At 71.3% G+C, this 18,254-nt stretch carries 15 protein-coding genes; 7 read left to right on the top strand and 8 right to left on the bottom strand.

The window, feature by feature from the left end:
* Window positions 1–30 precede the first annotated feature (30 nt).
* A complete protein-coding gene (ppdK, locus tag ACH34Q_RS30165; RefSeq protein WP_395986476.1) occupies window positions 31–2,712 on the bottom strand; it encodes a pyruvate, phosphate dikinase in 2,682 nt (893 codons plus the stop codon).
* A 310-nt stretch (window positions 2,713–3,022) separates the two neighbouring features.
* Between ppdK and ACH34Q_RS30160 the strand changes: the two genes are divergently transcribed.
* Both ACH34Q_RS30160 and ACH34Q_RS30155 read left to right on the top strand, forming a co-directional pair.
* Window positions 3,023–4,909 carry a glycoside hydrolase family 15 protein gene (locus tag ACH34Q_RS30160; protein ID WP_395986475.1) on the top strand — a complete coding sequence of 629 codons (1,887 nt, stop codon included), beginning with the start codon at window positions 3,023–3,025 and terminating at the stop codon, window positions 4,907–4,909.
* A 413-nt stretch (window positions 4,910–5,322) separates the two neighbouring features.
* Complete coding sequence (locus tag ACH34Q_RS30155) at window positions 5,323–6,249, top strand: septum formation family protein (protein ID WP_395986474.1); 927 nt, start codon at window positions 5,323–5,325, stop codon at window positions 6,247–6,249.
* 128 nt (window positions 6,250–6,377) lie between these two features.
* On the opposite strand, the gene secD is transcribed toward ACH34Q_RS30155, so the two are convergent.
* The 7 genes from secD to ACH34Q_RS30120 form a co-directional block, all read right to left on the bottom strand.
* A complete protein-coding gene (gene secD, locus ACH34Q_RS30150; protein ID WP_395986473.1) occupies window positions 6,378–8,648 on the bottom strand; it encodes a protein translocase subunit SecD in 2,271 nt (756 codons plus the stop codon).
* 129 nt (window positions 8,649–8,777) lie between these two features.
* Complete coding sequence (locus ACH34Q_RS30145; protein ID WP_395986472.1) at window positions 8,778–9,245, bottom strand: hypothetical protein; 468 nt, start codon at window positions 9,243–9,245, stop codon at window positions 8,778–8,780.
* Between the two features lie 51 nt (window positions 9,246–9,296).
* Window positions 9,297–10,529: a cation:proton antiporter gene (locus tag ACH34Q_RS30140; protein WP_395986471.1), complete on the bottom strand. Its 1,233-nt coding sequence runs from the start codon at window positions 10,527–10,529 to the stop codon at window positions 9,297–9,299.
* A gap of 112 nt (window positions 10,530–10,641) precedes the next feature.
* Window positions 10,642–11,016: a hypothetical protein gene (locus ACH34Q_RS30135; protein ID WP_395986470.1), complete on the bottom strand. Its 375-nt coding sequence runs from the start codon at window positions 11,014–11,016 to the stop codon at window positions 10,642–10,644.
* A gap of 187 nt (window positions 11,017–11,203) precedes the next feature.
* Window positions 11,204–12,592 (bottom strand): glycine--tRNA ligase, encoded by a 1,389-nt coding sequence (locus ACH34Q_RS30130; protein WP_395986469.1) that lies wholly within the window; start codon window positions 12,590–12,592, stop codon window positions 11,204–11,206.
* Window positions 12,593–12,924: 332 nt separating this feature from the next.
* Window positions 12,925–14,355 (bottom strand): DUF1906 domain-containing protein, encoded by a 1,431-nt coding sequence (locus tag ACH34Q_RS30125; protein WP_395986468.1) that lies wholly within the window; start codon window positions 14,353–14,355, stop codon window positions 12,925–12,927.
* A gap of 71 nt (window positions 14,356–14,426) precedes the next feature.
* Window positions 14,427–14,741: an antibiotic biosynthesis monooxygenase family protein gene (locus ACH34Q_RS30120; RefSeq protein WP_395986467.1), complete on the bottom strand. Its 315-nt coding sequence runs from the start codon at window positions 14,739–14,741 to the stop codon at window positions 14,427–14,429.
* On the opposite strand from ACH34Q_RS30120, the gene ACH34Q_RS30115 reads away from it, so the two are divergent.
* From ACH34Q_RS30115 to ACH34Q_RS30095, 5 genes are all read left to right on the top strand, one after another.
* Window positions 14,650–15,093, top strand: a complete 444-nt coding sequence (locus tag ACH34Q_RS30115) for a DUF6703 family protein (protein WP_395986507.1) — start codon at window positions 14,650–14,652, stop codon at window positions 15,091–15,093. The genes ACH34Q_RS30120 and ACH34Q_RS30115 overlap by 92 nt on opposite strands.
* A 90-nt stretch (window positions 15,094–15,183) precedes the next feature.
* A complete protein-coding gene (locus ACH34Q_RS30110; RefSeq protein WP_395986466.1) occupies window positions 15,184–16,161 on the top strand; it encodes a metal ABC transporter substrate-binding protein in 978 nt (325 codons plus the stop codon).
* Window positions 16,158–16,871, top strand: coding sequence for a metal ABC transporter ATP-binding protein (locus ACH34Q_RS30105; RefSeq protein ID WP_395986465.1), 714 nt, complete (start codon window positions 16,158–16,160; stop codon window positions 16,869–16,871). The genes ACH34Q_RS30110 and ACH34Q_RS30105 overlap by 4 nt, the downstream gene beginning before the upstream one ends.
* The gene (locus ACH34Q_RS30100; protein ID WP_395986464.1) at window positions 16,868–17,815 is read left to right on the top strand and encodes a metal ABC transporter permease; all 948 of its coding nucleotides are present in this window, start codon (window positions 16,868–16,870) and stop codon (window positions 17,813–17,815) included. The genes ACH34Q_RS30105 and ACH34Q_RS30100 overlap by 4 nt, the downstream gene beginning before the upstream one ends.
* Window positions 17,812–18,195: a Fur family transcriptional regulator gene (locus tag ACH34Q_RS30095; RefSeq protein ID WP_395986463.1), complete on the top strand. Its 384-nt coding sequence runs from the start codon at window positions 17,812–17,814 to the stop codon at window positions 18,193–18,195. Before ACH34Q_RS30100 ends, ACH34Q_RS30095 begins: the two co-directional genes overlap by 4 nt.
* Window positions 18,196–18,254 lie beyond the last annotated feature (59 nt).

Genomic DNA, 18,254 nt, shown 5'->3' with positions numbered 1-18,254 from the left:
TGTCCGCCAGGGTCCGCCAGTCCGCCCGGATCAGCCCGTGGCGGCCGCGATCGCCGCCCGGCCCGCCTCCAGCCGCGCCACCGGGATCCGGAACGGCGAGCACGAGACATAGTCGAGGCCGACCTCGTGGCAGAAGTGCACCGAGTCCGGGTCGCCGCCGTGCTCCCCGCAGATCCCGAGCTTGAGGTCCGGCCGGGTGCGCCGGCCCTCCTCCACCGCGATCCTGATCAGCCGGCCGACGCCCTCGCGGTCCAGGGTCTCGAACGGGGAGACCCCGAAGATCCCGAGGTCCAGGTAGCGGGAGAAGAACGCGGCCTCCACGTCGTCCCGCGAGAAGCCCCAGGTGGTCTGGGTCAGGTCGTTGGTACCGAAGGAGAAGAACTCGGCCGCCTCGGCGATCTGGCCTGCGGTCAGCGCGGCCCGGGGCAGCTCGATCATGGTGCCGATCAGCGCCGGTACGTCCACACCGGAGGCCTCGGCGACCTCCGCCAGCACGCCCTTGGCCTCCTCGCGGATGGCCTCCAGCTCCTGGACGGCGCCGACGAGCGGGATCATGATCTCCGGCCGCGGGTCGCCGCCGGCCGCCCGGCGGTGCGCCGCCGCCTCGGCGATCGCCCGTACCTGCATCGAGAACAGGCCGGGAATCACCAAACCCAGCCGCACGCCGCGCAGTCCGAGCATAGGGTTCTGCTCGTGCAGGCGCCGTACCGCCTCCAGCAGCCGCCGGTCCTGCGGGTCGGCGCCGTCACCGGCGAGGGCGATCTTGACCGCGAGCTCGGTCATGTCGGGGAGGAACTCGTGCAGCGGGGGGTCGATCAGCCGGATCGTGACCGGCAGCCCGTCCATGGCCTCGAAGATGCCCTCGAAGTCGCTGCGCTGCAGCGGCTCCAGGGCGTCCAGCGCGGCCGTGCGCTCCTCGGCGTCACCGGCCAGGATCAGCTTCTCCACCAGCTGCCGGCGGTCGCCGAGGAACATGTGCTCGGTACGGCACAGCCCGATGCCCTGGGCACCGAACCGGCGGGCCCGGGCCGAGTCCTCGGCGTTGTCGGCGTTGGCCCGTACCGTCATCCCGGCGCGCTCGTCGGCGTGCCGCATGAGCCGGTGCACGGCCTGGACGAGCTCGCCGCCCTCCGAGTCCGTGAGCCGGCCCTCGAAGTACAGCACGACCGGCGAGTCCTCGACCGGGACCTCACCGAGGTAGACCTCGCCGCTGGTGCCGTCGATGGAGACGACGTCGCCCTCGTTCACCACCACGCCGCCGGGCCCGGTGAACCGGCGGCCCTTGACGTCCACGTCCAGTTCCTCGGCGCCGCAGACGCAGGTCTTGCCCATGCCGCGGGCGACCACGGCCGCGTGCGAGGTCTTGCCGCCCCGGGAGGTGAGCACGCCCCTGGCCGCGACCATGCCGGCCAGGTCGTCGGGGTTGGTCTCGCGGCGGACGAGGATCACGTCCTCGCCCTCCGCGGCGGCCCGTACGGCGGCCTCGGTGGTGAAGACGGCCTTGCCGACGGCGGCGCCGGGCGAGGCGTTCATGCCCTTGGTGAGGCGGCGGGCGTCGGCCAGCCGTGCCTCGTCGAAGCGGGGGAACATCAGCTGGGCCAGCTGGTCGCCGGTGACGCGCGTGGCGGCCTCGTCGGCGTCGATCAGCCCCTGGTCGAGCAGCTGGCAGGCGATCCGGAACGCGGCGGCGGCGGTGCGCTTGCCGACCCGGGTCTGCAGCATCCACAGCTTGCCGCGCTCGATCGTGAACTCGATGTCGCACATGTCGAGGTAGTGGTTCTCCAGCGTCTCCATGATCTCGAGAAGCCGGTCGTAGGAGGCCTTGTCGATCCGCTCCAGCTCGATCAGCGCGACCGTGTTGCGGATGCCGGCGACCACGTCCTCGCCCTGCGCGTTCTGCAGGTAGTCCCCGTAGATGCCCTGCTGGCCGGACGCGGGGTCGCGGGTGAACGCCACGCCCGTACCGGAGTCCATGCCGAGGTTGCCGAAGACCATCGAGCAGATGTTGACGGCGGTGCCGACATCGGCCGGGATCCGCTCCTGGCGGCGGTACAGGATGGCCCGGTCGGCGTTCCAGGAGTCGAAGACCGCCTTGACCGCCAGGTCCATCTGCTCGCGCGGGTCGGTCGGGAAGTCGCGGCCGGTGTGCTCGCGGACGATCTCCTTGAACCGGCCGACCAGCGCGCGGAAGTCCGCGGCGTCCAGGTCGCCGTCGTCCTTGGTGCCCTTGGCGTCCTTGGCCGCCTCGATGGCGTCCTCGAACAGGTCCCCGTCGATGTCCAGGACGGTCTTGCCGAACATCTGGATCAGCCGCCGGTAGGAGTCCCAGGCGAACCGCTCGTCGCCGGCCTGCGCGGCCAGGCCGTGCACGGACTCGTCGTTGAGGCCGATGTTGAGGACGGTCTCCATCATGCCGGGCATGCTGAACTTCGCCCCGGACCGTACGCTGACGAGCAGGGGGTCGCCGGGCTCGCCCAGGCGCTTGCCCATCCGCTGCTCCAGCGCCGCCAGGTGCCTGTTCACCTCGTCGCCCAGGCCCTCGGGGAGGGATCCGTGCTCGAGGTAGTGCCGGCAGGCCTCGGTGGTGATCGTGAATCCCGGCGGCACCGGGAGACCGAGGTTGGTCATCTCGGCCAGGTTGGCGCCCTTGCCCCCCAGCAGGTCCTTGAGGTCCTTGTTCCCCTCAGTGAAGTCGAACACGAACTTCGGCACTGGGTGCTCCTTAACGCTCCGATTCCACCCGGAAACACGGCCGCGGAGAACTGCTCACCAGTCCTCCTGCCGCCTGTTGGCCGGGACTGTACCCGCGAACCCGAGCTTGGTTCGGCGCCCCCTGCCCAGGACGCCGTTCTCGCAGGTCAGACCCCCTGTACTGGTCTATTCCAATATGGACAAAAAAGACACACCACGCAGCCGGCGGGCTCTCGGGCCGGCCATCCGGCCGTCACCCGCCGGAAACCCTGCCGTGACATGGCGTACCCACTGCGATCGAGAGGGAATGATGGAGCCAGGAGGTGAGGCCGTGAGGCCGAAGGTCGCCGGTGGCCGTGCGGGAGATCCGTTCGCCCCGATCGCAGATTTCGGGTTCCTGTCGGATTGCGAGACCACCGCGCTGGTGGCTCCGAGCGGCAACATCGAGTGGATGTGCCTGCCCAAGATGGACTCGCCCAGCGTGTTCGGGTCGATCCTGGACCGCGACGCGGGGTACTTCCGGCTGGGCCCGGCCGGCGTCGAGGTCCCCGCGGCGCAGCGCTACATCCCGGGCACCATGGTCATGGAGACCACCTGGTGGGTGCACGGCGGCTGGCTGGTGGTGACCGACGCCCTGCTGATGGGGCCCTGGCACCACGAGACCGAGCGGTCCCACACCCACCGCAGGGCCCCCACCGACTACGACGCCGACCACGTGCTGCTGCGCATGGTGCGGTGCGTGAACGGCCAGGTCCAGGTGCGGCTCGACTGCATGCCGGTGTTCGACTACGGCCAGACCCCGGCCCGCTGGGAGCACTCCGGCGCCGGCTACCACGAGGCCCTCGCCCGCGGCAACGGCGTCAACCTGCGCCTGTCCACCGACATGAACGTCGGTTTCGAGGGCTCGCTGGCCACCTCGCGGACCCTGCTCAAGCAGGGCGACGCCCGATTCGTGGCGCTGTCCTGGAGCGAGCACGCCGCCCCGTCCCATTGGGAGGAGGCCCAGGAGCGCCTGGTCTGGACCGTCCACCATTGGCAGCACTGGCTCGACCGGGGCCGTTTCCCCGACCACCCCTGGCGCAGCCACCTGCAGCGCAGCGCGCTCACCCTGAAGGGCCTGACGTACGCCCCGACCGGCGCGGTCGCGGCCGCCGCGACCACCTCGCTGCCCGAGACGCCCGGCGGCGACCGCAACTGGGACTACCGCTACACCTGGATCCGCGACTCCACCATGGCGCTGTGGGCCTTCTACACCCTCGGGTACGACTGGGAGGCCAACGACTTCTTCTACTTCATCACCGACGTCGCCGAGGCCGCCGAGGGCAAGCTGCAGATCATGTACGGCCTGGACGGCCGCGAGGAGCTGCCCGAGTCCACCCTGGACCATCTCAGCGGCTACGACGGCGCCCGCCCGGTCCGGATCGGCAACGAGGCGTACATGCAGGCCCAGCATGACGTCTGGGGCGCGATCATCGGCTCCATCTACATGTTCGTGAAGAAGCGCGACCGGCTCGACGACCGGCTCTGGAAGATCGTCGTCAAGCAGGTGGAGGACGCCCTGGCCAACTGGCGTACCCCCGACTGCGGCATGTGGGAGGTCCGCGGCGAGCCGCAGCACTTCACCTCGTCCAAGATGTTCTGCTGGGTGGCCGCCGACCGCGGCGCCCGGCTGGCCCGCATCCGCGGCGACAACGAGCGCGCCCGCCGCTGGCAGGACGCCGCCGACGAGATCCACGCCGACGTGCTCGCCAACGCCATCGACGAGCGCGGGGTCTTCACCGCCCACTACGGCGCCACCGCGCTGGACGCCTCGGCGCTGCTGATCCCGCTGCTGGGCTTCCTGCCCGCCGACGACAAGCGGGTGCGCGAGACGGTGCTGGCCATCGCCGACGAGCTGTCCGAGGACGACCTGGTGCTGCGCTACCGCGCCAGTGACACCGACGACGGGTTCAGCTCCGAAGAGGGCACGTTCACCATCTGCTCGTTCTGGCTGGTGAGCACGCTGGTGATGATCGGTGAGCTGGAACGTGCCCGCGCGCTGTGCGAGAAGCTGCTGTCGTACGCCAGTCCCCTGCAGCTGTACGCCGAGGAGATCGATCCGCACACCGGCCGGCATCTCGGCAACTTCCCGCAGGCCTTCACCCACCTCGCGCTGATCAACGCGGTCATGCAGGTCATCCACGCCGAGGACGACGAACGCCAGCCGCCCCTGGCCTGAGGTTCACCTGGCCTGAGGTTCACCGGGCTTTGAAGTTCATAGGGCCTGGGCGTCACAGCGCTTGATCTTCACAGGTTGGTAACGGCCGCCTGGCGTTATGGGACACATGCGCGTTTTGTGATCTGTGTCCCATAACGTCGGCGGCTGTGAATCTGCCACCGAACGCTGATGAGGAACCGGAGTCCTCGTCACGCGAACCCGGCGCCCACGCCACGCCGGGCTGGGCGCCTCCGGACACCTCTCCGGCAGCATCTCCGACACCCGTGTCTCCGGCACCAGCGCCACCGCCGCCCGGGGCGGCCCCTGCGCCCTCCTACCCCGGCCCGGGCCCGGCGTCCCCGGGCTCGCCTCCGGGTCCGCCCATTCCGTACGGGCCACCTCCGGGCGCGCGCAGGACCAACCGGTTCGCCATCGTGGCGCTGGTCACCGGTCTGCTGGGGCTGGTCCTTTTCGCCGTGGGCTTCGGGATCGCCGCCCTCGTCCAGATAAGCCGCCGTGGGGAACGCGGCAAGGGTCTGGCCATCGGCGGCATCGTCGCCTCCGTGGTGTGGCTGATGGTGTCCGTGGCCCTCGCGATCACGGCCCTGAGCGGTGACTTCCGCGCAGGGTTCCGCGAAGGCTTGGAAAGCTCCACCAACGAGATGTACCCGAAGCCGGGCCAGTGCTTCGACCTGTCCGGCGAGCAGTTCACGCCGAACCCCCCGCTGGTGGCCTGCGACCGGCCGCACGATGCCGAAATGGTCTTGCACTTCAAACTGCCCAAGGGAGCCTGGCCGGGCGACAAGGAGTTGTCCCGCCTGAGCGACGAAGGCTGCGAGCAGCGCTTCAGAGCCCGCTTCAAGACCCGCGCACCACTCGAGAACAGCGCAAGCTGGGCGCTGCCTCCCAACAAGATGGGCTGGCGCCTCGGCGACCGCACGGTCTACTGCGCGGTCGTCGCCGTCGAGGGCGAGAGCCTCACCAGGCCGATCGGCTCAGGGCCCGCGCGAACCCGCGCGCTGGAGGAACTGCGGCCCGGTAACTGCTTCGCCGATCCCAAGGAAGAAGCGGTCACGGTGACGCTCGCCCCATGTGACGGGCCGCACGGGGCCCAGCTCACCCACCGGTTCGAGCTGCCCACAGGCGCGTTCCCAGGGGACGTGGCGGTCGAGAAGAAGGCCGCCGCCGGCTGCGAGGCCCGGTGGAACAAGATGTTCGGCAAGGACCCCTCACCGGTCCGGCTCGAGCATTGGTACCTCTTCCCATCCAAGGAGACCTGGAGCGAGGGTGATCGCCTGGCTCTCTGCTATGTCACCGACGAAAGGGACCGCGACCTGACCCGTTCCGTCATCCCCGACTGACGAGCGGGTAGCAAGAACGGGCAAGAGTGACAGGGCCAACGAGAACGGGGCGGGGCCGTGGCCCCGCCCCGTTCTTCGTTGTCAGCCCTGCAGGCCTTGTCAGCCTTGCCGACCTTGTCGTCCGCGGGTCAGATGACCGCGCCCGAGTCGGTGCGCTCTCGCTGGGGCTTGGCCTTGGTCTTCGGGCGCGGGGGTGGGGACTTGGCGTACCCCTCCAGGACGACCGCCAGCGGTGTCGCGGTGAACACGCTGGAGTACGTGCCGACCACGATGCCGATCAGCAGTGCGATCGCGAAGTCGGTGAGCGAGTCGCCGCCCAGCAGGGCCAGGGCGGCCAGGATGAACAGCGCGCCCATACCGGTGTTGACGGTACGGGGCACGGTCTGCAGGGCACCCGCGTTGGCCACCTCGGCGAACGTCGCCTTCGGCCGGGCACCCCACAGTTCCCTGACCCGGTCGAAGACCACCACCGAGTCGTTCACCGAGTACCCGATGACGGTGAGGAGCGCTGCGAGGAAGACGCCGTCGATGGGTTTGCCGAGCCAGGCGAAGATGCCAGTGACGATGACGACGTCGTGGAACATGCCGGCCACCGAGCCGAGCCCGAACGTCCAGCGGAACCGGAACGCCAGATAGGCCAGCTGGACCAGCAGCGCGACCGCCAGCGCGATCAGCGCCTTGGTGCGCAACTCCGAGCCGAGGCTGGGGCCGATCAGCTCGTCGCGCTGCTTGGTGACCTCGCCGCCGCCCTTCTCGCTCAGCGCCTTCTGGACGGCCGTCACCTCGGCGTTGGTGAGGTCCTCGGTCCGTACGGAGATGTCGTCGGTGCCCGAGGACTGCACGACGGCGCGCGGGAACCCGGCGTCGGAGACGGCGCTGCGGGCGGTGTCGATGTCCAGCGGCTTGCTGGTGGAGTACTCGACCAGCCGGCCGCCGGTGAACTCCACGCCGAAGTTCAGGCCGCGGACGAAGATGCCGCTGATCGCCAGCAGCACGGCCAGCGCCGAGATGCCCAGGAAGATCTTGCGGTGCTTCATGATGTTGAAGTCGCGGCGTTCCAGCCAGTCCCGGACCCGGCCGGTGGTGCCCAGCCCGGTCAGCTTGGGCCGGCGGGCGACGAACTTGCGCGACAGCACGGCGTCGGTCAGCACCCGGCTCAGCAGCATCGCCGAGACCAGCGAGGCCAGGACACCGATCGACAGCGTGACACCGAAGCCCTTGACCGGTCCGGAGGCCAGGAAGAACAGCAGCCCGGCGGCCAGCAGCGTGGTGATGTTGGAGTCGGCGATCGCCGACCACGCCTTGTCGAAGCCGGTCGCCAGCGCGCGCCGCACGCCGCGGCCCGGACCGGCGGCGTACTCCTCTCTGGCCCGTTCGAACGCGAGCACGTTGGCGTCGATCGCCATCCCGATGGCCAGCACGAAGCCGGCCAGGCCGGGCAAGGTGAGGGTGGCCCCGATCGCGACCAGCGCCGCGTACGAGATCAGCGCGTAGCAGGCCAGCGAGATGGTGGCCAGCAGGCCGACCAGCCGGTAGACCGCGATGATGAACAGCCCGGTCAGCAGCACGCCGATGATCGCGGCCTGCGCGCTGGCCTCGATCGCCTCGTCGCCGAGTGTCGGGCCGACCACCCGCTGCTCGATGATCTCCACCGGTACGGGTAGCGAGCCGCCCTGCACGAGCGCGGCCAGGTCCTTGGCCTCCTGGGCGGTGAAGTCGCCGGTGATCTGGGTGGAGCCACCGGTGATGCCGACGTTGCAGGCCACGTCCTGGGTGACCCCCGGTGAGGAGATCACCTCGCCGTCCAGCACGATCGCGATCCGGCGGTCGTCGCCCATCCCGCAGGCGGCCTTGGCGGTGACCTTCTCCCAGGCCGTGCCGCCCCCGCCGCGGAACTTGATCGTGACGAACCAGCCGGTGGCGTTCTGCTGGTCCATGCCGGACTCGGCCGAGCCGATGCCGTCCCCGGTGAGCGCCGGCGGGCCGATCAGGATCGGCTGCCCCTGCTCGTCGGGGATGACCTTCTCGCCCGGCTTGGGCTTGCCGTCGTTGGTCCGGACGGGATGGGCGGTGAGCTGCGCGGTCTTGCCGACGACCTCGGCGGCCTTGGTCGGGTCCTGGACGTCGGGCAGCTCGATGATGATGCGCCGCTCGCCGGACCGGGTGATCGTCGACTCGGCGACGCCGAGCGCGTCGATCCGGCGCTGCAGCACCTCCTTGGCGCGGTCCGTGGACGTCTGGTTGGCCTTGGCCGTCGGTGAGTCCTTGGTCTCCAGGACCATCTGGGTGCCGCCGCGCAGGTCCAGACCCAGGCGGGCGGGTTTTGTCAGGGCGAAGGAGAGCGAGGTGGCGAGGATCGCCACCGCCAGCAACGCCCGCACCATGTTGGCGCGAGTCAAGGGAGCAACCTCCACGAAGGTGTCGGCGCCTCGGGCGCCGCGGGACACCGGTGCCGTACACCGGCCGGACGATGTCAGATCTGCGGGACGTCGGTCTGTGCGTGACGTCAGATCTGTGGAACGTCAGATCTACGTGGAGGGAGGTGGAGCCCGCCCACGCGGACCACCGGCGGCGGGGACGGCCGGCGGCTCGTGCGAGGCCGGCAGGAGCCGTGCGGCCGGACGGGAAGGCGGGCGGACGGCGGTGCCCGGTGGGGGCACCGCGAGCGCCGGCGCCGTGGCCTGGGCGAGCGCCTGCTGCCTGGCCGCGGCGGCGGCCACGGTCGCGCGGTCGGCCGGATGCGTGCGCTGCCGGGTCGAGGACCCGTCGGGCCGCGCGCCCGGGGCGTTCGGCCCGGCCTGCGGTGCGCCGGCCCGTACCCCGGAGAAGGCGCCCGCGCCGGCCGCCGGTGCCCCGGCGGCCGGTGCGGCCACGAAGCCGACCAGGCCCAGCGCGATGATCAGCAGCCGTGCCAGCCGGCCCCGCTCGTCCCGGCAGGACGGCGGGGGCTCGGGCAGGACGGGCCGCCGAAGCGCCGGTCGCCGAAGGTCACGCACCCGCATCACGCTAGCCCATGCGGGGCCCCGCCCGGCGCGGGCGGCACGCGGTCAGGCCAGGGTCCGGTCCCGTTCCTCGCGCCGGCCGGCCGGGAACAGCCGCTCGGGCAGCAGCCGGGCCAGGTCGTCCGACCGCGTCGCGGCCAGCGGCCCGGCGACGGCCAGGATCAGCACGTAGCTGGCGATGAACGGCGCCAGCCGGGAGTCGAGCCCGGCGGTCGCCGCCATGGAGGCCAGCACCAGCGCGAACTCGCCCCGGGACAGGACGGTCAGCGCGACGTTGGCGGACGGGCCGCGCTGGAAACCGTGGATCCGCCCGGCCAGCAGCCCGGCGACCGAGTTCAGCACGAGGGTGAGCAGCACGGCGAGCGCCACCGGGCCCGCGACCGAGGCCAGGTCGCCGGGGGCGATCTGCAGCCCGAACGCGAAGAAGAAGATCGCGGCGAACGCGTCCCGCAGCGGATGGACCAGCCGCTGGATCCGCTCGGCGGACTTGGTCGCGCCCAGGATCAGGCCGATCATGAACGCGCCGATCGCGTCGGAGACGCCGAACTCCTCGGCGATCCCGGCCATCAGCACCGCCAGGCCGACGAACGTGACCACCAGCAGCTCGTCGTCCTTGATGTCGACCAGCCGGCCGACCCAGCGCGAGCCCCAGCGGGCGACGGAGGCGAGCACGACCAGCAGGCCGAACGCCTTGCCGAAGTCGACCGCCGCCTCGGCGAAGCCCTCGGCGCCGCCGAGGATGGGCTGCAGCAGGGCCAGGTAGAGGGCCAGGAAGACGTCCTCGACCACGATGATGCCGAGGATCAGCTTGCTCTCGGGGTTGCCCAGCCGGCCCAGGTCCATCAGGACCTTGGTGACGATGGCCGAGGAGGAGATGCCGATCACGCCGGCCAGGATGAACGCCTCCCGGCCGCCCCAGCCGAGCAGGAATCCGAAGGCCAGCCCGCCGCCCACGTTGAGCAGCAGGTACAGGCCCCCGGCGGTCAGCAGCCGGCCGCCTCCCGAGACCAGATCGTCCAGATGGAACTCGAGGCCGAGGTAGAACAGCAGGAAGACCAGGCCGAGGGCGGACAGCAGTTTCAGGTCGGCGGGATCGTCGAACAGGGCCAGGCCGGGCGTGTGCGGCCCGAACAGGATCCCGGCGAGCATGAACAGGGGGATGGTCGGCAGGCCGATCCTGACTCCGGCACGGGTGAGCAGCCCGGCCACCAGGAACGCCCCGCCGAGAGCGATGAGTGCTTCGGCGAGATGGATGAGAGAAACCTCCGGCAGGAGCACCGCCGCGGCCTAGCCCAGGGACAGCCCAGGGACACAGCCCAGGGGGCACGGCCCGGGGGCCATGGCCGCGTGCGGCTGACCGGTGGCGCGCGGCCACCGGGACGACAGGACGTCAGGAACCTGCGGAGGCGGGCGGGGCGCGGGCCCGGCGGATCCGCGCGTGCGGGTCGCCGGACACCGGGTGGGCGGAGGGCCGCCGTACGAGGGGCCCGCACGGGACGTCCAGCGTGAACGCGTCGGGTGGCAGGGCGGCCGGCGGCGCCGGGCCGTCACCGGGGGCGGCGGCCTGGGCGTGGTTGGCGAGGAAGGCCGGATCGTGGCCGGTCTCGTGCAGCGGTTGCTGTGCCGCGCCGGCGTGGAGCGTGGCCTGGGCGGCGGCGGGGACCGGAGCGGCGAGCGCGACCGGGCCGCCGGGCTCGTAGACCAGCCCGAACAGGCACAGCACGAACGCCAGCAGCGGAAGGACCGGCCGACGTCGTTCGCGCACACCCGCCCTCTCGTCGACCCGCCCGACAGGATCAATCCGTATCCGGACAATCCACTACAAGACTAAATCAAGGTCAACAGTGCCTCAACCGGCGGCGGCCTGAGTCTGGGCCGGGCTGAGCGTGGGGCCGGAAAGAGGCGGGGCCGTCCTCGGCGGACGGCCCCGTACCCGAAACCCCCTCGGCCGGTCAGCAGCCGACCAGCTGCGCGGCGAGGAACGCCTCGACCTGGCCGATCGAGATGCGCTCCTGGCTCATCGTGTCGCGCTCGCGTACGGTCACCGCGTCGTCCTCCAGCGTGTCGAAGTCGACGGTCACGCAGAACGGCGTACCGATCTCGTCCTGGCGGCGGTAGCGGCGGCCGATCGCGCCCGCGTCGTCGAAGTCGACGTTCCAGCTGCGGCGCAGCCGGGCCGCGAGGTCGCGTGCCTTGGGCGACAGGTCGGTGTTGCGCGACAGCGGCAGCACCGCGACCTTGACCGGCGCCAGCCTCCGGTCGAGCCGCATCACGGTGCGCTTCTCCAGCTTGCCCTTGGCGTTGGGCGCCTCGTCCTCGGCGTAGGCGTCCATCATGAACGTCAGCGTGCAGCGGTCGACGCCCGCCGCCGGCTCGATCACGTACGGGACGAACCGCTCCCCCGCCTCCTGGTCGAAGAACGACAGGTCGGCGCCGGACGCCTTGGCGTGCGTGGTCAGGTCGTAGTCGGTGCGGTTGGCGATGCCCTCCAGCTCGCCCCACTCGCCGCCGGCGAAGTCGAAGCGGTACTCGATGTCGACGGTCCGCTTGGAGTAGTGCGAGAGCTTGTCCTGCGGGTGCTCGAACAGCCGCAGGTTCTCCTTGGTGATGCCGAGGTCGGTGTACCAGCGCATCCGCTCGTCGATCCAGTACTGGTGCCACTCCTCGTCCGACCCGGGCCGGACGAAGAACTCCATCTCCATCTGCTCGAACTCGCGGGTCCTGAAGATGAAGTTGCCGGGCGTGATCTCGTTGCGGAACGACTTGCCGACCTGGCCGATGCCGAACGGCACCTTGCGCCGGGCCGACTGCTGCACGTTGAGGTAGTTGATGAAGATGCCCTGGGCCGTCTCCGGGCGCAGGTAGGCCAGGCCGGACTCGTCCTCGACCGGGCCCAGGTAGGTCTTCAGCAGCCCGTTGAACATCTTCGGCTCGGTGAACGAGCCCTTCACGCCGCAGTTGGGGCAGGCGATGTCGGCCAGGCCGTTCGCGGGCGGCTTGCCGTGCTTCTCGGCGTAGGCCTCTTCGAGATGATCGGCGCGGAAGCGCTTGTGGCAGGACTGGCACTCGGTCAGCGGGTCGACGAACGCGTTCACGTGCCCGCTGGCCTCCCACACCTCGCGGGCCAGGATCACGCACGAGTCGAGGCCCACGACGTCGTCGCGGCCCTGCACCATGGACTTCCACCACTGGCGCTTGACGTTGTTCTTGAGCTCCACGCCGAGCGGGCCGTAGTCCCACGAGGCGCGCAGCCCGCCGTAGATCTCACTCGACGGGTAGACCAGGCCCCGGCGCTTGGCGAGGTTGACGATCGTGTCCAACACGTCCGAACGGCGTGCCATGAGCGGTTCTCCATCCAACTGGCGGTCGGCGGGATTGTCCGTACGCCCCTCCGCCACGCCCGGTCGTGCGGCCCGCGGCGAGCGCGGTGCCGCCGGAACGGTGGCGGTCCGAAGGCGAGTGTGATCCCCGGTGTCTCTGCCGCTGCCGGAAACGCGTCCCCTGCGCTCCGGGAGCGCTCTCCAGCTTAGAGCACGCCCACCCCCTCCTGTACGCCGTGTCGTCGCAGGTCGTGCGGCCGCCCGGCATCCGTGGACCCGGTGCCGGCCGGCACCGTGCCGGGCGGCACCGTGCCGGCCGACCCGGTGCCGGCGGACACGGTCGGCGGACATGGTCAGTAGACGCGGCCGTCCACGTTGTTGCTGTCGATGTTGATCGTGACCCCGCCGTGGGTCTCCTTGTGGCCGCCCCGGTACTGCTTGATGCGGCGGTGCGGATGCCACCGGTGATCGGGAATGGCCGGGTGGCTGTACAGCGACTCCTTGCCGTCCCAGTGCGCGAACCAGATGGCGTCGGGCTGGACGATGCCCTCGGCCTTGACCAGGTCGCCGATGGCGGAGTTCACGCTGCTGTAGACGGCCGGGACGTACCGTTCGGCCTTCAGCTTCCGCGACCAGGAGTGCAGAAACCGCAGCACGGCCTTGCGGCACGCCTCGTTCTTGCCGCTGTACGCCTCCATGTCGTAGTAGATCGGCTTGCGTTCCGGGATGCCGAGCGCCTTGGCCTTCCGGATCGCGTCCACCGCCGCCTTCCTGCCCTGCTTGGTCGCGTTCTTGGCCGTGAAATGCGTGCGGTACCTGCTGCACGGCGCTTGAAGCCCCACGTAGGTGGGCGTGAGCCGGTACCCCATGGCTCGTACGGCCCGTACCCACTTGCGGTTCAGGTTGGGCTGGGCGCAGCCGCGTGAGGCGCCGCCGATGTACATGTTGGAGACGCTGAACGCCGACCGCCAGGCGCGCATGGCGGAGACGGACGGGGCCGTACAGCTGTCGAAGCCCTTGCCCTTCGCCCACGCCTTCTCCGACACCTCAGCAGGAGCGGGCTCCTCCGTCGGCTCGGTCTCCGTCTCCGGCTTGCCGGTCACGGTCGGGCTCGGGCTCGGGCTCGGGCTGGGACCCGGGTCCGAATCCGGGTCCGGGTCCGGGTCGGAATCCGGGTCCGGGTCGTCGCGGCCCCAGCCGGCGTCGATCTTCGTGGCCCGGATCAGGTCCTCCAGTGCCGACGGATCGGGCCCGTACGAGCCGCTGATCACGACCCCCGCCTCGGGGACCCGTACCCGCGCCTGGTGATCGACGGTCTTCTCGATCGTGAAATGGGCGAGCCGGTCCGTCCGTACGGGAGCGCGGCCATGAGGGCGTCGGGCCGTGCTGCCCGTGCCCTCCGTGCTCCCGGTGTCCTCCGCGCTCCCCGTGCTCTCAGCGGCCGGCGGGATCGGCTCGACGCGCAGGACGTCCGCCCCGCCGACCACGCGGGACGGGCAGTCGGGCGCGTCCCCGGGCGTGCCGAGGTAGATCGCGCGCTCGTCGTTGCGCACGCAGCGGCCCGGGTCCTGGTCGAGGCGGTGCACCGCCCAGCCCGCCGGGACAGGGATCCGGAGCCCGCGGTAGGCGACCACGCCGGATTCCCGGCCCGCCGCCTTCAGCGCGGCGGCCGGGTCGCCCGGGGCCCGCGCGGTGGACGGCTCGGGCCCGCCGACGGACCCGGCGACGAGGGGTGAGATCGCCACCGCTCCGAGTACGGCGCTGAGTACCGGTCCATGGCGCATCACGACTCCCCCGCGAGTTGATCACGACAACGGGGCAGTGATCACCGCCGTCGGTCACCCGAAACCGGGCGTCACGGGTTCTTTTCCGGACGTTGACCCGCGCAGCGCGAGGTCACGATCTCGTACGCGCCCGGTTCGTCCACCGCCAGCGCGGCCATCGGGATGAACTTCAGCCGGACCTCGTACGCGCCGAGCGCCCGGCGGTAGAAGCCGGCGCCCTCCCATTCGGTCACCAGCGCCCACAGTTCGGGGTCGTCGACCGTACGGGCCAGCCGCCCGGAGCGGTAGCCGGGGCTGGCCGACAGCGCGTCCAGCACCGCCGTCATCGTCTCGGCGAAGCCGGCGGCCTCCTGGTCGGGCACCCGGTACCGGGTAATCGCAATCACGGGTCCATCCTGGCACCGGACGTGCCGCGCGGCGCGGGGGCGTACGTTAGGGCGGGTGAACAGACCTGATGAACCGTCGGGGATGCGGGCGGCCGTCGAACGGTGGAGCGCCACGCCGCTGGTCTACCTGAGCCGGCTGCCGCGCTGGGCGCTGCTGGTCGCGATCTTCGGGCTGCTGGTGGCCGGGATGGCGGGCAGCGGCTGGGTGGGGGCCACCGGGCTGCTGGTGCTGCTGGTCCTGCTGGGCTGGTTCGCCTACCTCAACTGGCCCGCGCTGGGCGTCCCGGGACGGCTGCTGCGCGTCGTGGCACTGGCGGCGATCGCCGCGTTCGCCCTGGATCATGTCGTGTGACCTGTGGTGACACGGCTGTGGCGGTGTGACCCGGATCCCTTTCTTTGATCGGTTTTGACAACCGTTTTCACTTTCGTCCACACTGGAGGGGTGTTCACCTCTCGCAGGCCGTCCGCTCGCAGGCGGTTCCGTGCCGTCCCCATCGCCGTGCTCGCCGTCACCGGGCTCGCCGGTCTCACCGCGTGCGGTGAGACGGGCACCGGCGGCGACACGAGCAAGACCGGGATCGTCGCGTCGTTCTACCCGGTCGGCTGGCTGGCCGGGAAGGTCGGCGGCCCCGGCGCCCAGGTCGACACGCTGACCAAGCCGGGCAGCGAGCCGCACGATCTGGAGCTCACCCCCCGGCAGATCGCCGACATCGGCAAGGCCGACTTCGCCGTCTACGTCAAGGGCGTGCAGCCTGCCGTGGACGAGGCCGTGGGCAAGCACGCCAAGGACAAGTCGCTGGACGCCGCGAGCGTGGTGAAGACGCTGCCCGCCCCCGCCGAAGACGAGCACGGGCACGAGCACGAGGACGAGGGCGAGCCGGGCCACGAGCACGCCGACGAGTCGCAGGACCCGCACATCTGGCTCGACCCCAGCCGGATGGCCACCATCGCCACCTCCCTGGGTGACCGGCTCGCCGCCACCGACCCGTCGGACGCCGCCGGCTACAAGTCCCGCGCCGCCGCCGTCGCCGGTGAGCTGACCGCGCTCGACCAGGCGTTCAAGGACGGCCTGAAGACCTGCGAGCGCAAGACGCTCGTGACCGCGCACGCGGCGTTCGGCTACCTCGCCGACCGGTACGGCCTCAAGCAGGTCTCCATCGCCGGGGTGGACCCGGGCAACGAGCCCTCGCCCCGGCGGCTGGCGGATCTGACGCACGAGGTCAAGGAGTCCGGCGCCACCACGATCTTCACCGAGACGCTGGTCAGCCCGAAGGTCGCCGAGACCCTCGCCCGTTCGGCCGGGGTCCGCACCGCGGTGCTCGATCCGATCGAGGGCATCAAGGACGGGGCGTCCGGCGACTACCTCTCGATCATGCGCAAGAACCTGGAAACGCTCAAGCCCGCCCTTGGATGCACATGAAGTCACCCTCCGTTCCATCCGGCCCGCCGTTCATCATGAGCGGCGGGCATGTCCGCTTGGACGGCCGTGACGTGCTGTCGGGCGTCGACCTGGTGGTCGAGCCCGGCGACGCGCTGGCCGTGCTCGGCCCCAACGGCGCCGGGAAGTCGACCCTGATCAGGGCGCTGCTCGGGCTGCTGCCGCTGGCGGCCGGCCGGACCGAGATCTACGGCCGCACGCCCGCCCGGTTCCGTGACTGGAAGCGGATCGGGTACGTCCCGCAGCGGTTGCCGATGGGCGGCGGGGTGCCCGCGACCGTACGGGAGGTCGTGGCGTCTGGCCGGGTCGCCCGGCAGTCCCGCTGGCGCCCGTCCACGGCCGCCGACCGGGCCGCGGTCGACCGCGCCATCGAGTCGGTCGGCCTGTCCGGCCGGGCCCGTGACTCCGCCCACCTGCTGTCGGGCGGCCAGCAGCAGCGCGTGCTCATCGCGCGCGCCCTGGCAGGCGAGCCGGACGTCTTCGTGATGGACGAGCCCACGGCGGGCGTGGACGCGGCCAGCCAGTCCGCGCTGGCGGTCACCCTGCGCGAGCTGACCGGCGCCGGCCGTACGGTCGTGCTCGTCGCGCACGAACTGGGTCCCATCGCGCCGCTCATCAACCGCACCGTGGTCCTCGACCACGGCCGCATCGCCGGTGAGACGGCGACGACCGTGTTGGAGCGGGCGTCATGATGGAGATGCTGCAGTACGACTTCATGCGGATCGCCCTGGTGATGGCGGTGCTCATCGGCCTGACCGCGCCCGCGGTCGGCACGTTCATCGTGCAGCGCAGGCTGTCGCTGCTGGGCGACGGCATCGGGCACATCGCGCTGACCGGGATCGGGCTCGGCCTGCTCACCGGGTCGTCGCCGATCCTGGGCGCGCTGGTCGTCTCGGTGCTCGGCGCGGTCGCGATCGAGGTGGTGCGCGCCCGCAGCCGCAGCGGCGCGGACGTCGCGCTGGCCCTGCTGTTCTACGGCGGGCTCGCCGGGGGCGTGATCCTCACCAGCGCCGCGGGCGGTGGCGCGTCGAGCCTGCAGTCGTACCTGTTCGGCTCGATCAGCAGCGTGTCGGCGAGCGACCTGTATGTGGTGGCGGGGCTGGCGGTGGCCGTGCTCGGCATCGTGGCGCTGTTCGGCCGCGAGCTGTTCCTGCTGTGCCAGGACGAGGAGGTCGCGCGCGCGTCGGGCCTGCCGACCCGGTTCCTCAGCATCCTGATCGCGGCCGTCGCCGCGGTCACGGTCGTGATCGCGATGCGCGCGATCGGGCTGCTGCTGGTGAGCGCGCTCATGATCGTTCCGGTGGCGGCGGCGCAGCAGCTGACCCGGGGTTTCCGGAGCACGATGCTGCTGGCGATGGGAGTCGGTGTACTGTCGGCGGTGTCCGGGCTCGCGGGGTCGTTCCAGTACGATCTGCCGCCCGGCCCCTCGATCGTGCTGCTGGCACTGGCGGTGTTCGTGGTCGCGGTGGCCGGAGGCGCGGTACTGCGCCGCCGGCGCGTGCCCGCGGGTGCGAACTCGGATGTGGGCGCGGGTAGCGGCGCGGACGTGAGCGCCGGCGGGAAACCGAGTCCGAGCCCAGGTCCGGGCGCGGTCCGGGCAGGAGGGGAAGCCGAGGCGGAGGTGGCACGGGGATGACGACGGCCCGCCGGAACGCGGTACGGCAGGCGCTGGCCGGGTGCGAGGGTTTCCGCAGCGCCCAGGACATCTACGCCGATCTGCGGTCGGACGGCTCCAAGATCGGGCTCACCACGGTCTACCGGGCGCTGCAGGCGCTCAGCGACTCCGGTGAGGTGGACGTGCTCCGCACCGACGAGGGCGAGGCGGTCTACCGCGCCTGCCGGTCCGAGGAGCACCACCACCACCTGGTCTGCCGGGCCTGCGGCCGTACGGTCGAGGTCGGCGGCCCCGCCGTGGAGAAGTGGGCCGACGCGATCGCGGCCGAGCACGGCTTCATCGACATCACCCACACCGTCGAGGTGTTCGGGACCTGCGCCGACTGCGCCAAGACGGGCTGAGCCCGCCCCAGCCCGCACCGCCGAGCGCGCCGGGCGCTCTTCAGGCCTCTGACGCGAGC

Source organism: Actinomadura sp. 9N407, assembly GCF_044326315.1.
GTDB lineage: Bacteria > Actinomycetota > Actinomycetes > Streptosporangiales > Streptosporangiaceae > Spirillospora.
This window is presented reverse-complemented; position numbering and strand designations above follow the sequence as displayed.

What these genes read in the sequence shown, in the direction of transcription:
- ACH34Q_RS30130 (WP_395986469.1), bottom strand. Translation starts at nt 12,592, where the DNA reads ATGGCACGCCGTTCGGACGTGTTGGACACGATCGTCAACCTCGCCAAG.
- ACH34Q_RS30125 (WP_395986468.1), bottom strand. Translation starts at nt 14,355, where the DNA reads ATGCGCCATGGACCGGTACTCAGCGCCGTACTCGGAGCGGTGGCGATC.
- ACH34Q_RS30105 (WP_395986465.1), top strand. Translation starts at nt 16,158, where the DNA reads ATGAAGTCACCCTCCGTTCCATCCGGCCCGCCGTTCATCATGAGCGGC.
- ACH34Q_RS30100 (WP_395986464.1), top strand. Translation starts at nt 16,868, where the DNA reads ATGATGGAGATGCTGCAGTACGACTTCATGCGGATCGCCCTGGTGATG.
- ACH34Q_RS30095 (WP_395986463.1), top strand. Translation starts at nt 17,812, where the DNA reads ATGACGACGGCCCGCCGGAACGCGGTACGGCAGGCGCTGGCCGGGTGC.